This window comes from Micromonospora echinospora (assembly GCF_900091495.1).
GTDB lineage: Bacteria > Actinomycetota > Actinomycetes > Mycobacteriales > Micromonosporaceae > Micromonospora > Micromonospora echinospora.
This window is the reverse complement of sequence record NZ_LT607413.1, coordinates 5,971,322-5,989,306: the sequence shown is the minus strand read 5'-3', so window position 1 is coordinate 5,989,306 and position 17,985 is coordinate 5,971,322. Positions and strand designations below refer to the sequence as shown.

Here is a 17,985-nt window from a genome sequence, read left to right as displayed (position 1 = left end):
CAGGTGACCGGCCGGCGACCGCTGCGGTCGGTGCCGGACATCGGACACTGCGTACCGCCGTGCGGGCCGGCGGGCCGACCACCACCGCCGTCACCGAACTACTGCGGGTCGTCCGACCTGACCTCCTCGCCGGGGGCGGCGGCGGTCACGGGTTCGCGGCGAGGAACAGGTAGCTCGCGCACAACGACAGGTGCACCCAGGCCTGCAACAGCGTCGCCCGGCCGGGCATCACGGTGAGGATCCCCACCGCGGCGGTCAGACCGAGCAGCACGATCTGGGTGGCCCCGAGACCGAGCACCAGCGGCCCGTCGAGCCAGAGCGAGGCGACCGCGATCGCCGGAATGGTCAACCCGATGCTGGCCATGGCCGACCCGAGGGCCAGGTTCAGGCTGATCTGGGTACGGTCGCGGCGGGCGTTACGGGCCGCGGCGAGGGTCTCCGGCAGCAGCACGAGCAGCGCGATGACCACACCGACGACCGGCCGGGGCAGTCCCGCGTCGGCCACCACCGCCTCGATGGTCGGCGACTCGACCTTCGCCAGCCCCACCACCGCGACCAGCGCCACGATCAGCAGCGCGAAGCTGCCCAGCGCGGTGGTCATCGGCGGCACCGGGGCGTGCTCCTCGTCCCCCACGGCGTCACCCCGGCGACCCGGGGACGACGACGCGAGGACCTCGCGCGGGGGCGGCAGGAAGTAGTCGCGGTGCCGCACGTTCTGCACGAAGACGAACGTCGCGTACAGGAACAGCGACGACACCGCGGCGAACGCCAACTGCGGGCCGGTGAACGCCGAACCGGGACTGCCTGTGGTGAACGTCGGCAGGACCAGACTCAGGGTCGCCAGGGTGAGCACCGTCGCCAGGGCCGCGCCGGTGCCCTCCGGGTTGAACACCACCACCCGGCGACGTACGGCGGTCAGCAGCAACGACAACCCGACGATCCCGTTGCAGGTGATCATCACGGCGGCGAACACGGTGTCCCGGGCCAGGGTGGCGGTGTCCGGGCCACCGGAGACCATCAGGGTGATGATCAGACCGACCTCGATCACGGTCACCGCGACGGCGAGGATCAGCGACCCGAACGGTTCCCCGACGCGGTGCGCGACCACCTCGGCGTGGTGGACCGCGGCCAGGACCGCGCCCGCCAGCAGCACCACGACGACGACCTCCACCACCGGCGGCAGGACGCGACCCCAGACCACGGCCAGCGTCACCACGGCCAGCAGCGGCACCAGCGTCGCCGGTGCCAGCGCGGGAAAGCGGGTCGGTGCGCGCATGGGTGCCTCCACGGTTCGGCGCGGACCGGATCCGCCACCGGGTACTCGGGCGGGCAGCCGGCACCGCTCACCGTCCGGCGGGGCGGGGCGCGACCTGGGCGGCGGGCGGCTGCCCAGATCATGATCGTACCGGAGCGGGGCAGGTCAACCCCGCTGCTGGCGCCGTAGTCCCCGGTTCAGGGACGCGCCGACCGCCGGTGCAGCCGACTGGTGTCGGACGGCCGGCCGGGATCCACGTGGCGGGGCCGGTCCGGCTCGTCGGGGCGCAACGGCACCAGCGCGTCGGTGACCGCGTCGATGATCCGGTCGGTGGCCCGCCGGGCCGCCCCGGACGCCGCCGGGTCCACGTCGGCCAGGTCGACCGGCGCGCCGAAGTGCACCCGGATCACCGGCCGCCGCCACAGCGACCGCCACACCGCGCCCACCATGCCCTTCGGTGCCCGGTAGGGCAGCACCTCGTGCGAGCCCCACTGGGCGACCGGCACCACCGGCGCGCCGCTGGCGAACGCCAGTCGGGCGGTGCCGGTCTTGCCGCGTTCGGGCCACATGCCGGGGTCCAGGCCGATGCGACCCTCCGGGTAGACCAGGATCACCGATCCGGCGGCGACCGCGTCGGCGGCGTCGTGCAGCGCCCGTCCCACCGCGGCGGTGCCCCGGTCGACGCGGATGTGCCCGGCGTGGCGCATCGCCGCGCCCACCAGGGGCGCCCGGAACAACCCTCCGGTGGCCATGATCCGGGGCGCGATGCCCCGGGTCCGGCAGGCGGCGGCGAGCACGATCGGATCGAACGGGCTGATGTGGTTGGCGGCCAGGACCAGTGGCCCCGCGCGCAGCCGGTCGGGCACGTCACCGGTGACCCGCAGCCGGGCCAGCGCCCCGACCACGAGGTACGCGAGCAGTTGCGCGGCACGCCACAGCCACGGCGGCCGCCAGGGGAGTGGGCTGTCTCCATCAGCGGTCGATGGTCGCACGTGCCCGCCAGCGGCGGGGGACCGGGCGGCGACGGCGGGGTCCAGCGGCCGGGGGTGAGCAGGGTCATTGGTCCCGGGACGGTTCGGGCCGGGCGGCCCTGCCACCACGTCTACGACGCACGGTAGTATCTACTACGTCTCGTAGTATGACCTGGGGGGTTCCTGGTGGACGCGTTGGACGTCGCCCGCTGGCAGTTCGGTGTCACCACCGTCTACCACTTTCTCTTCGTACCACTCACCATCGGACTCTCCGTCCTCGTCGCCATCCTCCAGACCATGTGGCACCGCACCGGCGACCAGCGCTACCTCAAACTCACCAAGTTCTACGGCAAGCTCTTCCTCATCAACTTCGCCATGGGCATCGTCACCGGCATCGTCCAGGAATTCCAGTTCGGCATGAACTGGAGCGACTACTCCCGCTTCGTCGGCGACATCTTCGGCGCACCCCTCGCCATCGAAGCCCTCGTCGCCTTCTTCCTCGAATCCACCTTCCTCGGACTCTGGATCTTCGGCTGGGACCGCCTTCCCAAACGCATCCACCTCGCCACCATCTGGGCCGCCGCCATCGGCTCCACCTTCAGCGCCTACTTCATCCTCGCCGCCAACTCCTGGATGCAGAACCCCGTCGGCTACCGCATCAACCCCGACACCGGACGCGCCGAACTCACCGACTTCCTCGCCGTCCTCACCAACAAGGTCGCCCTCGTCACCTTCCCCCACACCATCGCCGGCTGCTTCCTCGTCGCCGGCAGCCTCATCGTCGCCGTCGCCCTCTGGCACCTCATCCGCCACCGCGACCACGTCGACACCCCCACCTACCGCTTCGCCGCCCGCTTCGGAGCCTGGGTCACCCTCGCCGCCACCGCCGGCGTCCTCGTCACCGGCGACATCCAAGGCAAGATCATGACCGACGTGCAGCCCATGAAGATGGCCGCCGCCGAAGGCCTCTACACCACCGAAAGCCCCGCCGCGTTCAGCGTCCTCACGATCGGCAGCCTCGACGGCAGCCGCGAGATCTACGCCCTCAAGATCCCCTACCTGCTCAGCTTCCTCGGCACCGGCGACCCCAACGGCACCGTCCAGGGCATCAACGACCTCCAGGCGCAGTACACCGCCCAGTACGGCCCCGGCAGCTACACCCCGATCATCCCGGTCACCTACTGGAGCTTCCGCATGATGATCGGCTTCGGCCTCGCCGCCGCCGCCATCGCCCTCTGGGTCCTCTGGGCCCACCGCAAGGGCCGCACCCCCACCAGCACGTGGCTCCTGCGCGCCGGCCTCGTCATGCCCCTGCTCCCACTCGCCGCCAACAGCTTCGGCTGGATCTTCACCGAGATGGGCCGCCAACCCTGGATCGTCTTCGGCGAAATGCTCACCCGCGACGGCGTCTCCCGCAGCGTCAGCCTCACCGAAGTCCTCACCAGCTTCACCGCCTTCACCATCGTCTACGCCACCCTCGCCGTCATCGAGGTCCGCCTGCTCATCCGCTACGCCCGCAACGGGCTCCCCGACGTCACCGACAACACACCATCCGACGACGACACCGACGACGCCGACCGCCCCCTCGCCTTCGCCTACTGACCCCGGAGCCCTACCGTGGACCTCACCACCGTCTGGTTCGTCCTCATCGCCGTCCTCTTCACCGGCTACTTCATCCTCGAAGGCTTCGACTTCGGCGTCGGCGCGCTCCTGCCCGTCCTCGCCCGCAACGACCGCGAACGCCGCGTCATGATCAACACCATCGGGCCCGTCTGGGACGGCAACGAGGTCTGGCTCATCACCGCAGGCGGCGCCATGTTCGCCGCCTTCCCCGAGTGGTACGCCACCCTCTTCTCCGGCTTCTACCTACCCCTCCTGCTCATCCTCCTCGCCCTCATCGTCCGCGGCGTCGCCTTCGAATACCGCCACAAGCGCCCCGAAGCCACCTGGAAACGCCGCTGGGACACCGCCATCACCCTCGGCAGCCTCATCCCCGCACTTCTCTGGGGCGTCGCCTTCGCCAACATCCTCCGCGGCGTCCCCCTCGACGCCGACCACGAATACACCGGCGGCCTGGTCGACCTCCTCAACCCCTACGCCCTCCTCGGCGGCCTCACCACCACCGCCCTCTTCCTCACCCACGGCGCCGTCTTCACCGCCCTCAAGACCACCGGCGACATCCGCCACCGCGCCCGCGCCCTCGCCACCCGCCTCGGCGCCATCGCCGCCGTCCTCACCGTGGCCTTCCTGACCTGGACCCTCACCATCCGCGGCAACACCACCGCCGTCATCCTCGCCGCCGCCGCCACCGCCGCCCTGCTCGCCGGCCTCACCGCCGCCCGCGCCCGCCGCGAGGGCTGGGCCTTCACGGGCACCGCCACCGCCATCGCCCTCGCCGTCGCCACCCTCTTCACCGCCCTCTTCCCGAACGTCCTGCCCTCCACCACGGACCCCGCCGGCACCCTCACCGCCACCAACGCCGCCAGCACCCCATACACCCTGGGGATCATGACCTGGGTGGCCGCCGTCTTCACTCCCGTCGTCCTGGCCTACCAGGGCTGGACCTACTGGGTCTTCCGCAAGCGCATCGGCGTCGCCCACATCCCCACCCACTGACCCCCGGTCGGCCCGCTGTGTGGGGCGGCCGGCCACCGCGATCTTCATCCCGGCTCGACGGCTGCCGGCCGTCGAGCCGGCCTGGTCTCACCGTGAGCGGTCAACCGGTCACGGCGACTCTGACAACACTGCGGCGGTCAGCTGCCGCTTTGTCGAGGTGGCGGTAGATGGTGTGGCCTGCCGCGGGTTTCAGCTCCGGCTTCTACGGCGAGCGCCTGGTGGTCGGTGAACCCCGTCGGGGGCGAGAGGCCTGCTGGGCGAGCGCCGACTCAAGCCGGCCCGTTCCAGGGGGAATAACTCATGACTGCACTCAGTTTTGAGTAGAGTCAGAAAAGCCGGGGTGGTGCCGACGTCGTCGAACGGCTACGCACAAACGCCCGTTCAACGAGATCAACTCCGCCACCGTCTACGGCGGTGGCGCGGCCAGCCACACGGACCACCCGACGCACGACCTGAACTGACCCGCAACCTCAACCTCCACGGAGTTTCCATGGCAAACCTTGACGGAGCAGTCGTCCTGGTCACCGGCGCGAACGGCGGCATCGGCACGCAGTTCGTCCACCAGACGTTGGCCCGCGGCGCGGCGAAGGTCTACGCCACCGCCCGCAGGCCGCGCACGTGGGACGACGCGCGCGTCGTCCCACTGACCCTGGACGTCACCGACCCCGCATCCATCCGCGCAGCGGTCGAAGCCGCCTCGGACGTGACCGTGCTGGTCAACAACGCCGGCGCCTCGGTCAGCACCACCGGGATCCTCGCCCACACCGACGAGGAGATCCGCGCGAACGTCGAAACCAACTTCCTCGGGCCGCTGTTTCTGGCCCGCGCGTTCGCCCCGATCCTGCGGCAGGCGAACAACGCCGCGATCATCGACATCCACTCCCTGCTGAGCTGGTACGCCGTCGCCGGCATCTACAGCGCCACGAAGGCCGCGCTGTGGTCGGCGACCAACTCTCTGCGCCTCGAACTCGCCCCCGCCGGCGTGCACGTGGTGGGGGTACACGTCGGGTTCGTCGACACCGCGATGGCCGCACACGCCCCCGGTCCAAAGACCGATCCCGCCGACCTGGTACGCATCGTGCTCGACGCCGTCGAGACCAACCAGTACGAGGTCCTGGCCGACGAGTCCTCGGTCGCGGCCAAGGCCGGCCTGAGCGCACCGCTCGAGCGATGAAGGCGTTCGCCATCGACGGATACCGGGCGCCGCTGCACGCCATCGAGCGTCCCGAGCCCGCAATCGGGGACAACGACGTGCTGGTCGACATCCGGGCGGTAAGTGTCAACCAGCTCGACCTGAAGATCGCGGCCGGGGACTTCAAGCAGATCCTGCGCTACCCACTGCCGCTGACCCTGGGCCACGACCTGGCCGGGACGGTGATCGGCGTCGGTGCGAAGGTCAGCCGGTTCACCGTGGGCGACACCGTGTACGCCCGCCCCCGCGACGGACGCATCGGCACCTTCGCCGAGCGCATCGCCGTCCACCAGGACGATCTCGCGGTCGCCCCCTCGTCGATCAGCGTGACGGACACCGCCTCGCTTCCGCTCGTCGCCCTGACCGCCTGGCAGGCGCTCAGCGAGCGCGGTGAGGTCCACCCCGGCCAGAAGGTCCTGATCCACGCGGGAGCAGGCGGGGTCGGCTCGATCGCAATCCAGCTCGCGAAGCACCTCGGCGCGACCGTGGCCACCACGGCGAGCGCGAAGAACGCCGACCTGGTCCGCAACCTCGGCGCCGATGTCGTCATCGACCACCACACCGAAGACTTCGCGCAGCTCCTGACCGGCTACGACCTGGCCCTGGACAGCCTCGGCGGGCAGAACCTGGAGAAGTCGCTGCGGGTCCTACGCCGCGGCGGCAAGGCCATCGGCATCTCCGGCCCACCAACCCCGGACTTCGCCCGCACAGCCGGCCTGCCCCTGCCGCTGCGGATGGGGATCACCGCACTCAGCGCCAAGGTCCGCAAGCAGGCCAAGCAACTCGGCGTCAGCTACGAGTTCCTGTTCATGCACGCCAGCGGGGAGCAACTCGCCACGATCGCCGAGCTCGTCGACGCCGGAGCGATCCGCCCCCTGGTCGGCCGGACCTTCCCCTTCGACCGGACGCCCGACGCCGTGACCGCCCTGGCGGGCGGCGGTCTGATCGGCAAGGTCGTCATCACACGCGACTGACACCACGACAGAGCACCACCACGGAAGGAAACATGGAGTTCCGCGGCAGGTAACCGCACACCGACCGCACCCCGCCGACGGGGTGCGACGAGAGAGCGTCGCACCCCTCGGATACGGTGCGTGACAACGACCACCAACTCGTCGAACAGCACGCCGGAGGACGCAGCATGACCCTCGCCTCCCCACCTCCGGGTCGGCGCGAGCGCAACAAGCAGGCCAAGCTCGACCGCATCACCGCGGCCGCCAGCGTGCTGTTCGCCGAACACGGCGTCGACGAGGTCACCACCCAGCAGATCGCCGACGCCGCCGACATCGGCACCGGCACCCTGTTCCTCTACGTCAGGTCCAAGGGCGAGCTGCTGCTCCTGGTGCAGAACGCCCACTACGCCCGCGCGCTCGAGCAGGGCACCGCCGACGCCGAAACCGAGGGCGACGTCCTGGACGCCGTCATGGCGCTGCTGCGACCCATCGTGGCATGCAACCGGGTGCAGGTCGACAACGGCCGCACCTACCTGCGCGAGATGGTCTTCGGTGACCTCGCCGAGCCACAACGCGCGGCCGCGCTCGAGATCGTCGCCCGCACCGAGGCCGCCCTCGCAGCGCTCCTCACCCGGCACGCAGCGGTGCCCGAGGCGGACGCGGCCACACTGGCGCACGTGATCTCAGCCGTCATGTTCCTGGCGATGTCGGCCAGCGCCGAGCCCGAGCCCGAGCAACTGCTCACCCAGATCCACAACCAGGTGCGCGTCCTGCTCGCCCGCTGACCCCAACCCGTTCGCCGCTGCCACAGCGGCCCAGCCACCCGCCACCGCACCGAAAGAACCCCGGGGCGACGCGAGATCACGCGCTGCGCGGGAAGTCCTTACGCTTGATCTTGGCACGACGGCCGTCCGGATGGTGGAACACGATCCCCTCAGCCAGATGACCAGGGGCGAACCGACTCTCCAACCCCGCCAGATACTCCCGCAGCCCGGTGTAGCTACGCGGCGCGTCCGGCAGAGCGGGCACACACAGGTTGAACGGCACACACCTGTGCTCTTCCAGGCCCAACGGGTTGCCCTGAACACGGGGGCCGAGCGCCTCACACGGGTGCTCACCGTCGGGCCAGTCCGACACGTCGGTGTTACGGGCCGCAGCCAGGATCCACCTGTCCTCCGCGCCGTGCTCGTCGGTGTCGACATACCATCCGTCGACGATGCCCTGCTGCTTCTGCGCCTTGCTGGGGTTACGACGCTTCTCCACCCGCACCAGGCAGCCAGAGCGGACGGTAAGCCGCACGTTGGTGCCGTCAAGCTTCTCGGTCGGGGTTCCCTCACCGTCGAACACCCACGCGCACTCGGGTCGCGGGCGGTCCACCACCCTGAAATGGTCGTCACGTTCGAACAGCGTGGGGATCTTCTCCATGACCTGCGCTCCCTTCCTGACGTGCCCGATCAGTTCCTCCGCGGTGATGAACCCGCCAGCCAGACCACTGGCCAGCGCACGGACCAGATCGGCCACGGCCACATCGGCCTCGACGGCGACGTGCTTGAGCGCCTTCTTCTCCTCCGGCGAAACCCAGGCGACCAGCCGCGACCAACCCTCCGGCGGAGTCCACCGAGCCAGTTGACCGGGCGTCTTACGCGGCCGTCCGGAACGTCTGACCTCGACCATGCCGGAACCGTAGAGCTCAACCGATCTTGTGTCAATTGGCATAACAGAAATTGCGGCACCCGGAAGCCCACACGGGCATCCGGCAGAACGCCAACAGCCCGACGCACCCGACAGCACCGGGGGTGGACCCACCCCAGACGACACGTGGCGCGGAGCCACCCCCAGGCAGCCCCACGCCACGCACCCAACGGTCAGCGACACCCACCGGCGCCCCCGCCCACCACACCGATCAACCCGCCTCGCGCAACTCCGCCAACCGCGCCTCGATCTCCGCCAACTCCGCCCGCAACCGATCCGCCTGCTGCTCCGCCTCAGCCCGCTCCGCCGACAGAATCTGCTCCACCGCCTCCTGCACACCCGGCACGTCCACCAACGCCACCATCCGCAACGCCTCCGCCGGCTTCACCACGTACGGCTTCGCCAACGACTTGCTGCCCTGCTGCGCCGCCACCGTCCACTCGCCATCGGCATACTGCAACGTCACCGTCAACCCCGCCGGCGCCTTCGGCTTCGCCGCCTTCACCGCCCGCTTCGCCGGCTTCGCCTCCACCACATCCACCTTCGACTCCTCCCGCCGCTCACCCCGCGACTCATCCCCACGCGACTGCTCCGGCACCCGCTCCAACACGAACTCCGGCTCCGCCGCCACCGGTTCCGGCTCGACCTCCGCCTCCGGCTTCGGCTCCGCCACCCGCCGCCCCGCACCACGCGGCGCCACCGCCACATCAGCAGGGGAGAAGGGCAACTCGTCCCGCCCGAACCGCACCACCACGAACTCGTCCGACACCGCCGGATCCGTCAGCTCCACCACCTGACCCACCTGCCCGGCGATCTGCCCCGCCGCAGCCGTGAACACCACCTTCGGCTTACGGCCCGCCGCCAACGCCTCCCGGATGCCCTGCACCTCGTCAGCGGACAACCCCTGACCCGCGGCCCCCATCACCAACCACCCTCTTTTCGGACAACTGTCGGAAAATTCCTGCCTTTGATACCAGCCGGCACCGACACCCACCCCGCCGGGGCACCACCCAGCCGACACCCCGCGACCGACCACAACCGACAGACCCGCGCGCCACGGTAACCTCGGCCGACACCACCACAGCGGGGGAGAGGGGCACCGTGACGACACCGGTCACCGTCATCACCGGAGGCGGACGCGGCATCGGCGCCGCCACCGCCCGCCGCCTCGCCCGAGCCGGCCACGACATCGCCCTCTGCTACCGCCGTGACCACGACGCCGCCACCGCCGTCCTGGCCGACGTGCACGCCGCCGGCCGCCACGGCATCGCCGTACCCACCGACACCCGCGACCCCGACCAGGTCACCCACCTCTTCGACACCGCCGCCGACACCCTCGGCCCGGTCACCGGCCTGGTCAACAACGCCGGCATCACCAGCCCGATCGGCCCCTTCGTCGACCTCACCGTCGACGACATCCGCCGCGTCGTCGACGTCAACGTCGTCGGCTACCTCCTCTGCGCCCAACAGGCCGCCCGCCGGATGACCGCCGGCGCGGCCATCGTCAACGTCTCCTCGGTCGCCGCGACCCTCGGCAGCCCGGGGGAGTACATCCACTACGCCGCCAGCAAGGCCGCCACCGACACCCTCACCGTCGGCCTCGCCAAGGAACTCGCCCCACGCGGCATCCGGGTCAACGCCGTCGCGCCCGGCATCGTCCGCACCGAGATCCACGCCCTGTCCGGCATACCCGACCGACCCGACCGGGCGGCGGACCGGATCCCGCTCGGCCGCGCCGGCGAACCCGACGAGGTCGCCGCCGCCATCGCCTGGCTGCTCGGCCCGGAAGCCTCCTACACCACCGGTACGGTCCTGCGCGTCGCCGGCGGACTCTGACGCCCACCCCGGAGTGCGGCGGAGGAGGGCCACCGATCACCCACTTTACATAATGTGAATTATCGAATCAGGCTCACCGGGTGGCCGGCCCGCGAGAGGGGCCGTTCCGTCGACACGGCACCCAGTCGACTGATCGACGGCTGGGCGGCACCTCATCCGAGGGCCGCCATGCTTTCGGCGTACCGGCGCAGCGACGCGTCCGAAGCAGTCGTGGCGTAGCGCCGGTACTGCTCGACGCACTCGCGTCGACGGTAACCACCGGCCACGGGTGGCAGCCGGGAGAACGGCCGTGAGACGCGGCTCCAGCGTGACCGCGAGAATCAGCGGACGAACGCGAACCGTCCAGCCGAGTCGCCGGTCGGCCTGCTCCATGGCCAGAAGATCGGCATGGACCAGCCGCCGGCCCTGCGCCCGTTCCTGGATGTACGCCCGACCGATGACCTCCTTGCCCGTCACGACGACCGCGCCGACGGGCAACTCCCCGGCCCGCACATCTTCCTCGGACGCCTCCAAGTCAGGACGAGGTCATCCGCGGTCATGGTCTCCGGCATTCCAGGATCCTTCCCACCTGCACGCTCCCCCGGCATAGCCGCAGATCCGAAAGTCATGCATAATTACCCTTATGCATGACAAAGTGGACAGTTCGGTTCTGGTGCTCGTCGAGGAGTTCCTGACCGCCCGGGCCACGCGGAAGCCCTCCCCGCATACGCTCCAGGCGTACCGGCGGGATCTGCTGGGCGTCGCCCGCCTGGCCGCCGAACAGGCCGCTCCTCCCCTGCCGTTGGACGCACTGCCGATCACCGCCCTCTCCCCCCGGTCACTGCGGGCGGCCTTCGCCGCGTTCGCCGCTCCCCGGGCGGCGGCGTCGGTGCACCGCGCCTGGTCCACCTGGAACAACTTCTTCACGTTCCTGGTGGCCGAGGGCGTGGTGGCGGGCAACCCGATGCCGGCGGTCGACCGCCCCCGTGCCCCACTCCCCCAGCCCAAGCCGCTGCGCGGCGACGACACCCCGGAGCAGCTGCTCGACGCGGTGGCCCAGGCCGTCGGCCGGCAGCACGACCCGTGGCCGGAGCGGGACCTGGCGGTGGTGGCGTTGGCGCTGTGCACGGGTCTGCGGCTGTCGGAGCTGTTGGCCCTGCGGGTCGGTTCGGTGGCGGGGCGTGCGGGTGAGCGCCGGGTGGACGTGGCGGGTAAGGGTGGTCGTCCACGGGTGGTGCCGGTCGAGCCGGAGCTGGACGGGGTGCTGGCGGCGTATCTGGAGAGTCGGGTGCGGCGGTTCGGGGCGCGTTCGGTGCGGCCGGACTCGGCGTTGCTGGTGGACCGGCGGGGTGAGCCGTTACGCCGGGGTGGTCTGCAGTACCTGGTGGACTCGTGTTACCGGCGGGCGGGGATCACCGATCGGGTGCCGGCGGGTGCGCGGTTGCACGCGTTGCGGCACACGTTCGCGACGCGGTTGGCCGAGGACGGGGCGAGCGCGGCGGAGATCATGCGGTTGCTGGGTCATGCGTCGCTGGCGTCGTCGCAGACGTACATCGAGGTGACGGCGGGTCAGCAGCGGGCGGCGGTGCGGTCGAACCGTACGCATCGGGTGTTGGTGGGTCTGGTGTCGGCGGAGTGAGGGGTCAGCCGAGGTCGACGACGAGGGGGCGGTGGTCGGAGATGGTGGAGGCGGGGGTGGTGACGGCGGTGACGGGTGGGAGCCGGTGGGCGTCGTGTCGGTCGACGAGGATGTGGTCGAGTTGGACGCGGGGTTGGGCGGCGGGGTAGGTGGGCAGGCGGCCGAGGGGGTGCCAGCCGGAGACGAGTCGGGTGGCGGTGATGGGGAGGTTCAGGTCGCCGAGGAGGACGCGTGGCGCGGGGAGGGTGCGGAGTGCGCGGACGACCTGGCGGAGTTGGTGGGCGTTCCAGCCGGGGACGAAGGAGAGGTGGGTGGCGGCGGCGGTGAGGGGGCCGTGTGGGGTGTCGAGGACGGCGGCGAGGAGGACTCGTGGTTCGTCGTGGAGTAGGAGCAGTCCGCCGCCGGGGCCGGGTACGTAGACCGGGGATCGTACGGGTGCGGGGCGTAGTCGGGTGACCTGCCAGGTGCGGGCGGGGTAGCGGCTGATGAGGCCGACGCCGTAGCAGGGTTCGCCGTGGCCGTCGTCGTCGTGGGTGAGGGGGCGGAATTGTTCGCCGGGGGTGCCGACGACGGCGGCGGCGAAGCGGTGTTCGGGGGCGTGGAGGGCGCGGGCGGCGATGGCGGTGAGGTCGAGGTTTCCGCTGCGGGTCTGGTCGCGGTCGACTTCCTGGAGGGCGAGGATGTCGGCGTCGAGGGCGGTGACGGCGGCGGTGAGGCGGTCGGGGTCGACGAGTCCGTCGGCGGGTGATCGGCCGTGGAGCAGGTTGAAGGTGGCCAGGCGCACGGTATGCACGATACGTGGTGGAGGGAGGGTTGTCGGGTGGTGAAGGCGCTGGTGTGTTCGGTGTTGGTGTTCGTGGTGGTGGGTGTGGTGGGGGTGTGGTTGCGGCGGCGTCGTGGCCGGTGAGGCTGCCCACAGGCGGTCTCGTGGGGGTGGGTGGGCTGGGAAGAATGACGGCCCGTGGATGCTCTGTCGTTGACGACCCTGCTCACGGTGGCTGCCCTGGCGGGTTGGGTGGATGCCGTGGTGGGTGGGGGTGGGTTGTTGTTGTTGCCGGCGTTGTTGGTGGCGGCGCCGGGGGTGCCGGTGGCGACGGCGTTGGGGACGAACAAGTTGGCGGCGATCGCGGGGACGTCGACGGCGGCGTTGACGTATGCGCGGCATACGAAGATCGATTGGTCGGTGGCGGGTCCGTCGGCGGGTGTGGCGGTGGTGTGCGCCGGGGTGGGTGCGGCGTTGGCCGGGGCGGTGCCGGCGGGGGCGTACCGGCCGGTGGTGTTGGTGGTGTTGGTGGCGGTGGCGGTGTTCGTGGCGGCGCGGCCCCGGTTGGGGGTGGTGGCGTTGCCGGAGCGGCGGACCCGGTGGCGGGTGGTCGCGGCGGTGCTGGTGGCCGGTGGTGGGATCGCGTTGTACGACGGGTTGATCGGTCCGGGTACGGGGACGTTTCTGGTGGTGGCGTTCACGTTGTTGGTGGGGGCGGACTTCGTGCACGGTTCGGCGATGGCGAAGATCGTCAATGCGGGGACGAACCTGGGTGCGTTGGTGGTGTTCGGGTTGGCCGGGCATGTGTGGTGGTGGTTGGGGTTGGCGATGGCGGTGTGCAACATCGTGGGTGCGGCGGTGGGTGCGCGGATGGCGTTGCGGCGTGGTGCGGGGTTCGTGCGGGTGGTGTTGCTGGTGGTGGTGTTGGCGTTGGTGGCGAAGTTGGGTTACGACCAGTGGTTGGCGGGTTGAGCTCCCGGTTTCGTCGATCATGGAGTTGTGGTGTCTGATCTGGCGTTTTCGTGAGGTTTTGGGTGGTGCCCGAACTCGTCGGCGGGGTGGTTGACGTCGGTGGTGTGTGAGCATCTGCGGATGCGGATGGAGCGCGACCGGGCGGTGTTGGCGGGTCTGTTGGGGCGGGATCCGTTGTTGCACGTCTACGAGTTGGGTGACTTGGACGATTTTTTCTGGCCGTACACGACGTGGTTCCGTCGTGGTGACCAGGTGGTGTTGCTGTACGGGGCGACGAGTCCGCCGACGTTGTTGGCGTTCGGCTGGCCGGGGTGCGCAGCCGGGTTGCGTGCGCTGTTGGCGGAGGTGGCGCCGGTGTTGCCGGAGCGGGTGTACGCGCATCTCTCCCCCGGTCTGGTGGGCGCGTTGGCGGGCCGGTTCCGGGTGGACGGCGCGGTGGCGCATCGGCGGCTCGCGTTGACCGATGTCGGGCGGTTGGCCGGGGTGCGGGTGGCCGGTGAGGTGTTGACCGGGGCGGATCTGCCGGAGTTGGCGGAGTTGTACGCGGTGGCGTATCCGGACAACTGGTTTGATCCGCGGATGGTGGAGACGGGCCAGTACGTGGGTGTGCGGGTGGCCGGTGAGTTGGCGGCGGTGGCGGGTGTGCACGTGTGGTCGCCGGTGTTCCGGGTGGCGGCGGTGGGGAACGTCGCCACCCGGCCGGGTGTGCGGGGTCGGGGTTTGGCGTCGGCGGTGGTGGCCGCGTTGTGTGTGCGCCTGCGCGAGAGTGTGGATCATGTGGCGTTGAACGTGCGGGCGGACAACGTGGCGGCGTTGCGGCTCTACGAGCGGTTGGGGTTCACGCCGGTGGTGGGGTACGGGGAGTTTTCGTTGTCGGCGTGGGGGTCAGTGGCGGCGGGGTGAGTCGTAGCGGCCGGCGCGGATCTCGCGGAGTGCCCGGCGGCGGGTGTCGCCGCGGAGGGTGTCGACGTAGAGGGTGCCGGCGAGGTGGTCGGTTTCGTGTTGGAGGGCGCGGGCGAGGAAGCCGCTGCCGGTGATGGTGAGTGGTTGGCCGTGTTGGTCGAAGCCGTGGGCGGTGGCGTGGAGGGCGCGGGGGTCGGGAAGTACAGGCCGGGGATGGAGAGGCAGCCCTCGTCGTCGTCCTGGAGTTCGGTGGACAGGTCGAGGGTGGGGTTGATCAGGTGTCCGCGGTGGCCGTCGGCGTCGTAGACGAACACCTGGGCGCTGACGCCGATTTGGGGGGCGGCGACGCCGGCGCGGCCGGGTGCGCCGAGGAGGGTGTCCATCAGGTCGGTGACCAGTGCGCGTAGCTCGGCGTCGAAACTGGTGACGGGTTCGCAGGGGGTGCGCAGGACGGGGTCGCCGATGATGCGGATGGGGCGCATGGTCATGGCGGAAGGTTAGCGTCCGGGTGCGGGGGGTGTGCGGTCCGGGCGGTTGGCGGTGGGGGTAATTCGGTCGCGGGTGGCGGCCGGATCGATGAGCATGGCCGGTTCGGATCGTGTCAGACGGTTGGAGGGCGGCTCATGGTGTATCCCCTGATGCGGGCGCATGCGGAGGGGATGCTCGATGTCGGTGACGGGCATCGGGTGTTCTGGCAGGTGGGTGGGAACCCGGACGGGAAGCCGGTGGTGGTGGTGCATGGGGGGCCGGGTTCGGGGTGTGCGCCCGGGTGGGCGCGGTACCTGGATCCGGAGCGGTACCGGATCGTGTTCCTGGATCAGCGGGGGTGTGGGCGGAGCACGCCGAGTGCGGGTGACGTGTCGGTGGATCTGTCGACGAACACCACGGATCACCTGGTGGCGGACATGGAGCGGCTGCGGGTGCACCTGGGGGTGTCGCGGTGGTTGGTGTTCGGGGCTTCGTGGGGCAGCACGTTGGGGTTGGTGTATGCGCAGCGGCATCCGGAGCGGGTGTCGGAGGTGGTGTTGTTCAGTGTGACGTTGGGGACGCGTCGGGACGTCGACTGGATCTGTCGGGACATGGGGCGGGTGTTCCCGGCGGAGTGGGCGCGGTTCCGGGACGGGGTGCCGGTGGCGGATCGGGAGGGGTGTCTGGCGGACGCGTACGCGCGGTTGTTGGCGGATCCGGATCCGGTGGTGCGGGAGCGGGCGGCGCGGGACTGGTGTGCGTGGGAGGACACGCATGTGGGCACGGTGCCGGGGCACCGGCCGGATCCCCGGTACGCCGATCCGGTGTTCCGGATGGTGTTCGCGCGGTTGGTTACGCACTACTGGCGGCACGGCTGTTTCCTGGCCGAGGACGAGGTGTTGCGGGGCGCGGGGCGGTTGGCGGGCATTCCGGGGGTGTTGGTGCACGGCCGGTTGGACGTCAGTAGTCCGGCGGACGGGCCGTGGCGGTTGGCGCGGGTGTGGCCGGATGCGCGGTTGGTGTTGGTGGACGCGGCGGGGCACGGGAGTTCGGGGCCGGGGATGGCGGAGGCGGTGACGGCCGCGTTGGATGGTTTCGCGTCGTCCTGACGGGTGTGGGGCCGGGGTCAGGGGTTGGCGAGGGCGGCGCGGAGTGGGGCGGCTTTGGCGGCGGCTTCGGCGACTTCGGCGTGGGGGTCGCTGTCCCAGGTGATTCCTCCGCCGGCCCAGAGGTGGAGTCGGTGGGGGTCGGCGGCGGCGGTGCGGATGGTGAGGCCGAGGTCGATGTGGCCGGGGCCGACCCAGCCGAGTGCGCCCATGCCGGCGCCTCGGCCGACGGGTTCGGTGGCGGTGATCTGGGTGAGGGCGGCGAGTTTCGGGGCGCCGGTGACGGAGCCGCCGGGGCAGACGGCGCGGAGCAGGTCGGCGAGGCCGAGGCCGTCGGCGATGGTGGCGGAGATGGTGGATTCGGCTTGCCACAGGTCGCACCAGCGGCGGATGGCGAAGAGGTCGTCGACGCGGACGCTGCCGGTGTGGGCGACGCGGGCGAGGTCGTTGCGTTCGAGGTCGACGATCATGATGTGTTCGGCGCGTTCCTTGGCTGAGGTGAGCAGGTCGCGGTGGCCCTGGGTGGTGGCGGGGCGGGTGCCTTTGATGGGGCGGGTGAGGATGCGGCCGGCGGTGACCTCGACGAGGGTTTCCGGGGAGGCGCAGCCGATGGCCCAGCCGTCGCCGTGGAGGGTGCCGCCGTAGCGGGCGCCGGGGAGGGCGCTGAGGCGGGTGAGGGCGGGCAGGGGGTCGCCGGTGTATTCGGCGGCGGCGTGGCCGACGAGGTTGACCTGGTAGACGTCGCCGCGGGCGATGGCGGCGCGGACGGCGTCGACGGCGGTGGCGTGTTGGTCGGGGGTCCAGCTGGGTTGCCAGGGGCCGAGCCACCAGGGTCGTGGCGGTGGTGGTGGGGTGGGTCGGTGGGTGTGGGTGTGGACGACGACGGCGATGTCGGGTAGGGCGGGTGCGGGGGTGGGTGGGCCGGGTGGGGCGCCGGCCATGAGGGCTCCGGCGGTGGCGGAGACGTAGAGGGAGGCGCCGCAGATGCCGGTGGGGTCGTGGTGGGTGGGGCGGGTCAGGTCGGTGACGGGTAGGCCGTGGGCGGTGAGGAAGTCCTCGACGATGGTGGCGGGGTCGCCGCCGTCGGTGGGGCGCCATTCGAGGCGGGCGTGTTCGACGAGGGTGTGTCGGCAGGCGGGTGGGGCGGCGGGCGGGTTGCTCACCCGCCGTGGGAGCGTTTCCACACCGTCCGGTCCATGGGGGATCATCCGTTCAGCGGATTTCCGGGCAACTCTGCGTATAGCTGCTCGATGTCACGCGCCTTCGCTTGGTACTGTGCGTCACTGGTCATGTGAACCATGACACAGTGCCCCCACAGTGCGGAGAACCCGATGTGCCAGCACCAACCCACCTGCCCCTCCGCTGAGGCGACCGACCGGGAAGCCGCCCGGATCCTCGCCTGTTTCCCCGAGCAGGGCTGGAGCCTGCTCTGCAACGGGGTGATCGTCTTCGAGGACACCGGCGAACTGCTCCCCGACGGCCGTACGATCGCCCCGCACCGCGGACCCGCCCGCCACGCGCTCGCCGCCTGACGGCGACACCCCCGCGTCCGCCGCCCGGCGACGTCCGCGCTGGTCCAGGCTAGACCCCCGGGACACGCGCCACGCCGCCCGGGGCGGCGGCGTCACCACCGCCCCGGG

Annotated in this window: 17 protein-coding genes and 2 pseudogenes; 11 read left to right on the top strand and 8 right to left on the bottom strand. The window is 70.9% G+C overall.

What is annotated here, in order from left to right; translation table 11 throughout:
* Window positions 1–145: 145 nt before the first annotated feature.
* Both GA0070618_RS25795 and GA0070618_RS25790 read right to left on the bottom strand, forming a co-directional pair.
* On the bottom strand, window positions 146–1,276 hold the full coding sequence (locus GA0070618_RS25795; RefSeq protein ID WP_088983931.1) for a calcium:cation antiporter: 1,131 nt from the start codon (window positions 1,274–1,276) through the stop codon (window positions 146–148).
* A gap of 176 nt (window positions 1,277–1,452) precedes the next feature.
* Window positions 1,453–2,228: pseudogene (locus GA0070618_RS25790) on the bottom strand (lysophospholipid acyltransferase family protein).
* Between the two features lie 184 nt (window positions 2,229–2,412).
* Between GA0070618_RS25790 and GA0070618_RS25785 the strand changes: the two are divergent.
* The 5 genes from GA0070618_RS25785 (at window position 2,413) to GA0070618_RS25765 (ending at window position 7,772) form a co-directional block, all read left to right on the top strand.
* A complete protein-coding gene (locus GA0070618_RS25785; RefSeq protein WP_088983929.1) occupies window positions 2,413–3,828 on the top strand; it encodes a cytochrome ubiquinol oxidase subunit I in 1,416 nt (471 codons plus the stop codon).
* A gap of 15 nt (window positions 3,829–3,843) precedes the next feature.
* The gene (cydB, locus tag GA0070618_RS25780) at window positions 3,844–4,842 is read left to right on the top strand and encodes a cytochrome d ubiquinol oxidase subunit II (protein ID WP_088983928.1); all 999 of its coding nucleotides are present in this window, start codon (window positions 3,844–3,846) and stop codon (window positions 4,840–4,842) included.
* A 490-nt stretch (window positions 4,843–5,332) separates the two neighbouring features.
* On the top strand, window positions 5,333–6,016 hold the full coding sequence (locus tag GA0070618_RS25775) for an SDR family oxidoreductase (protein WP_088983927.1): 684 nt from the start codon (window positions 5,333–5,335) through the stop codon (window positions 6,014–6,016).
* Complete coding sequence (locus GA0070618_RS25770; RefSeq protein ID WP_088983926.1) at window positions 6,013–7,008, top strand: NADP-dependent oxidoreductase; 996 nt, start codon at window positions 6,013–6,015, stop codon at window positions 7,006–7,008. The genes GA0070618_RS25775 and GA0070618_RS25770 overlap by 4 nt, the downstream gene beginning before the upstream one ends.
* Window positions 7,009–7,124: 116 nt before the next feature.
* Window positions 7,125–7,772 carry a TetR/AcrR family transcriptional regulator gene (locus GA0070618_RS25765; RefSeq protein ID WP_197701638.1) on the top strand — a complete coding sequence of 216 codons (648 nt, stop codon included), beginning with the start codon at window positions 7,125–7,127 and terminating at the stop codon, window positions 7,770–7,772.
* A gap of 76 nt (window positions 7,773–7,848) precedes the next feature.
* Here GA0070618_RS25765 and GA0070618_RS25760 read toward each other — a convergent pair whose 3' ends face one another.
* Both GA0070618_RS25760 and GA0070618_RS25755 read right to left on the bottom strand, forming a co-directional pair.
* Complete coding sequence (locus GA0070618_RS25760; RefSeq protein WP_088983925.1) at window positions 7,849–8,661, bottom strand: hypothetical protein; 813 nt, start codon at window positions 8,659–8,661, stop codon at window positions 7,849–7,851.
* A gap of 229 nt (window positions 8,662–8,890) precedes the next feature.
* Entirely contained in the window at window positions 8,891–9,601 is a 711-nt protein-coding gene (locus tag GA0070618_RS25755; RefSeq protein WP_088983924.1) for a hypothetical protein, read from the bottom strand.
* 179 nt (window positions 9,602–9,780) lie between these two features.
* Here GA0070618_RS25755 and GA0070618_RS25750 point away from each other — a divergent pair, with 179 nt between their 5' ends.
* Window positions 9,781–10,515, top strand: a complete 735-nt coding sequence (locus GA0070618_RS25750) for a glucose 1-dehydrogenase (protein WP_088983923.1) — start codon at window positions 9,781–9,783, stop codon at window positions 10,513–10,515.
* A gap of 45 nt (window positions 10,516–10,560) precedes the next feature.
* Here GA0070618_RS25750 and GA0070618_RS35585 read toward each other — a convergent pair whose 3' ends face one another.
* Window positions 10,561–11,028 carry a deaminase gene (locus tag GA0070618_RS35585; protein WP_088983922.1) on the bottom strand — a complete coding sequence of 156 codons (468 nt, stop codon included), beginning with the start codon at window positions 11,026–11,028 and terminating at the stop codon, window positions 10,561–10,563.
* 109 nt (window positions 11,029–11,137) lie between these two features.
* Here GA0070618_RS35585 and GA0070618_RS25740 point away from each other — a divergent pair, with 109 nt between their 5' ends.
* Window positions 11,138–12,133, top strand: coding sequence for a tyrosine-type recombinase/integrase (locus GA0070618_RS25740; RefSeq protein ID WP_088983921.1), 996 nt, complete (start codon window positions 11,138–11,140; stop codon window positions 12,131–12,133).
* Window positions 12,134–12,137: 4 nt separating this feature from the next.
* Here the strand turns inward: GA0070618_RS25740 and GA0070618_RS25735 are convergent, their stop codons facing one another.
* Window positions 12,138–12,917: an endonuclease/exonuclease/phosphatase family protein gene (locus GA0070618_RS25735; protein WP_088983920.1), complete on the bottom strand. Its 780-nt coding sequence runs from the start codon at window positions 12,915–12,917 to the stop codon at window positions 12,138–12,140.
* Window positions 12,918–13,094: 177 nt separating this feature from the next.
* Here GA0070618_RS25735 and GA0070618_RS25730 point away from each other — a divergent pair, with 177 nt between their 5' ends.
* Window positions 13,095–13,868, top strand: a complete 774-nt coding sequence (locus GA0070618_RS25730) for a TSUP family transporter (protein ID WP_172900333.1) — start codon at window positions 13,095–13,097, stop codon at window positions 13,866–13,868.
* Between the two features lie 120 nt (window positions 13,869–13,988).
* The gene (locus GA0070618_RS25725; protein ID WP_088983919.1) at window positions 13,989–14,771 is read left to right on the top strand and encodes a GNAT family N-acetyltransferase; all 783 of its coding nucleotides are present in this window, start codon (window positions 13,989–13,991) and stop codon (window positions 14,769–14,771) included.
* Here the strand turns inward: GA0070618_RS25725 and def are convergent.
* Window positions 14,754–15,259, bottom strand: a pseudogene (def, locus tag GA0070618_RS25720) (peptide deformylase). The gene GA0070618_RS25725 and the pseudogene def overlap by 18 nt on opposite strands.
* A 135-nt stretch (window positions 15,260–15,394) precedes the next feature.
* Here def and pip point away from each other — a divergent pair.
* Window positions 15,395–16,348: a prolyl aminopeptidase gene (gene pip / locus GA0070618_RS25715; protein ID WP_172900332.1), complete on the top strand. Its 954-nt coding sequence runs from the start codon at window positions 15,395–15,397 to the stop codon at window positions 16,346–16,348.
* 17 nt (window positions 16,349–16,365) lie between these two features.
* On the opposite strand, the gene GA0070618_RS25710 is transcribed toward pip, so the two are convergent.
* The gene (locus tag GA0070618_RS25710; RefSeq protein WP_088983918.1) at window positions 16,366–17,553 is read right to left on the bottom strand and encodes a chorismate-binding protein; all 1,188 of its coding nucleotides are present in this window, start codon (window positions 17,551–17,553) and stop codon (window positions 16,366–16,368) included.
* 123 nt (window positions 17,554–17,676) lie between these two features.
* Between GA0070618_RS25710 and GA0070618_RS25705 the strand changes: the two genes are divergently transcribed.
* On the top strand, window positions 17,677–17,877 hold the full coding sequence (locus GA0070618_RS25705) for a DUF5999 family protein (RefSeq protein ID WP_088983917.1): 201 nt from the start codon (window positions 17,677–17,679) through the stop codon (window positions 17,875–17,877).
* Window positions 17,878–17,985 lie beyond the last annotated feature (108 nt).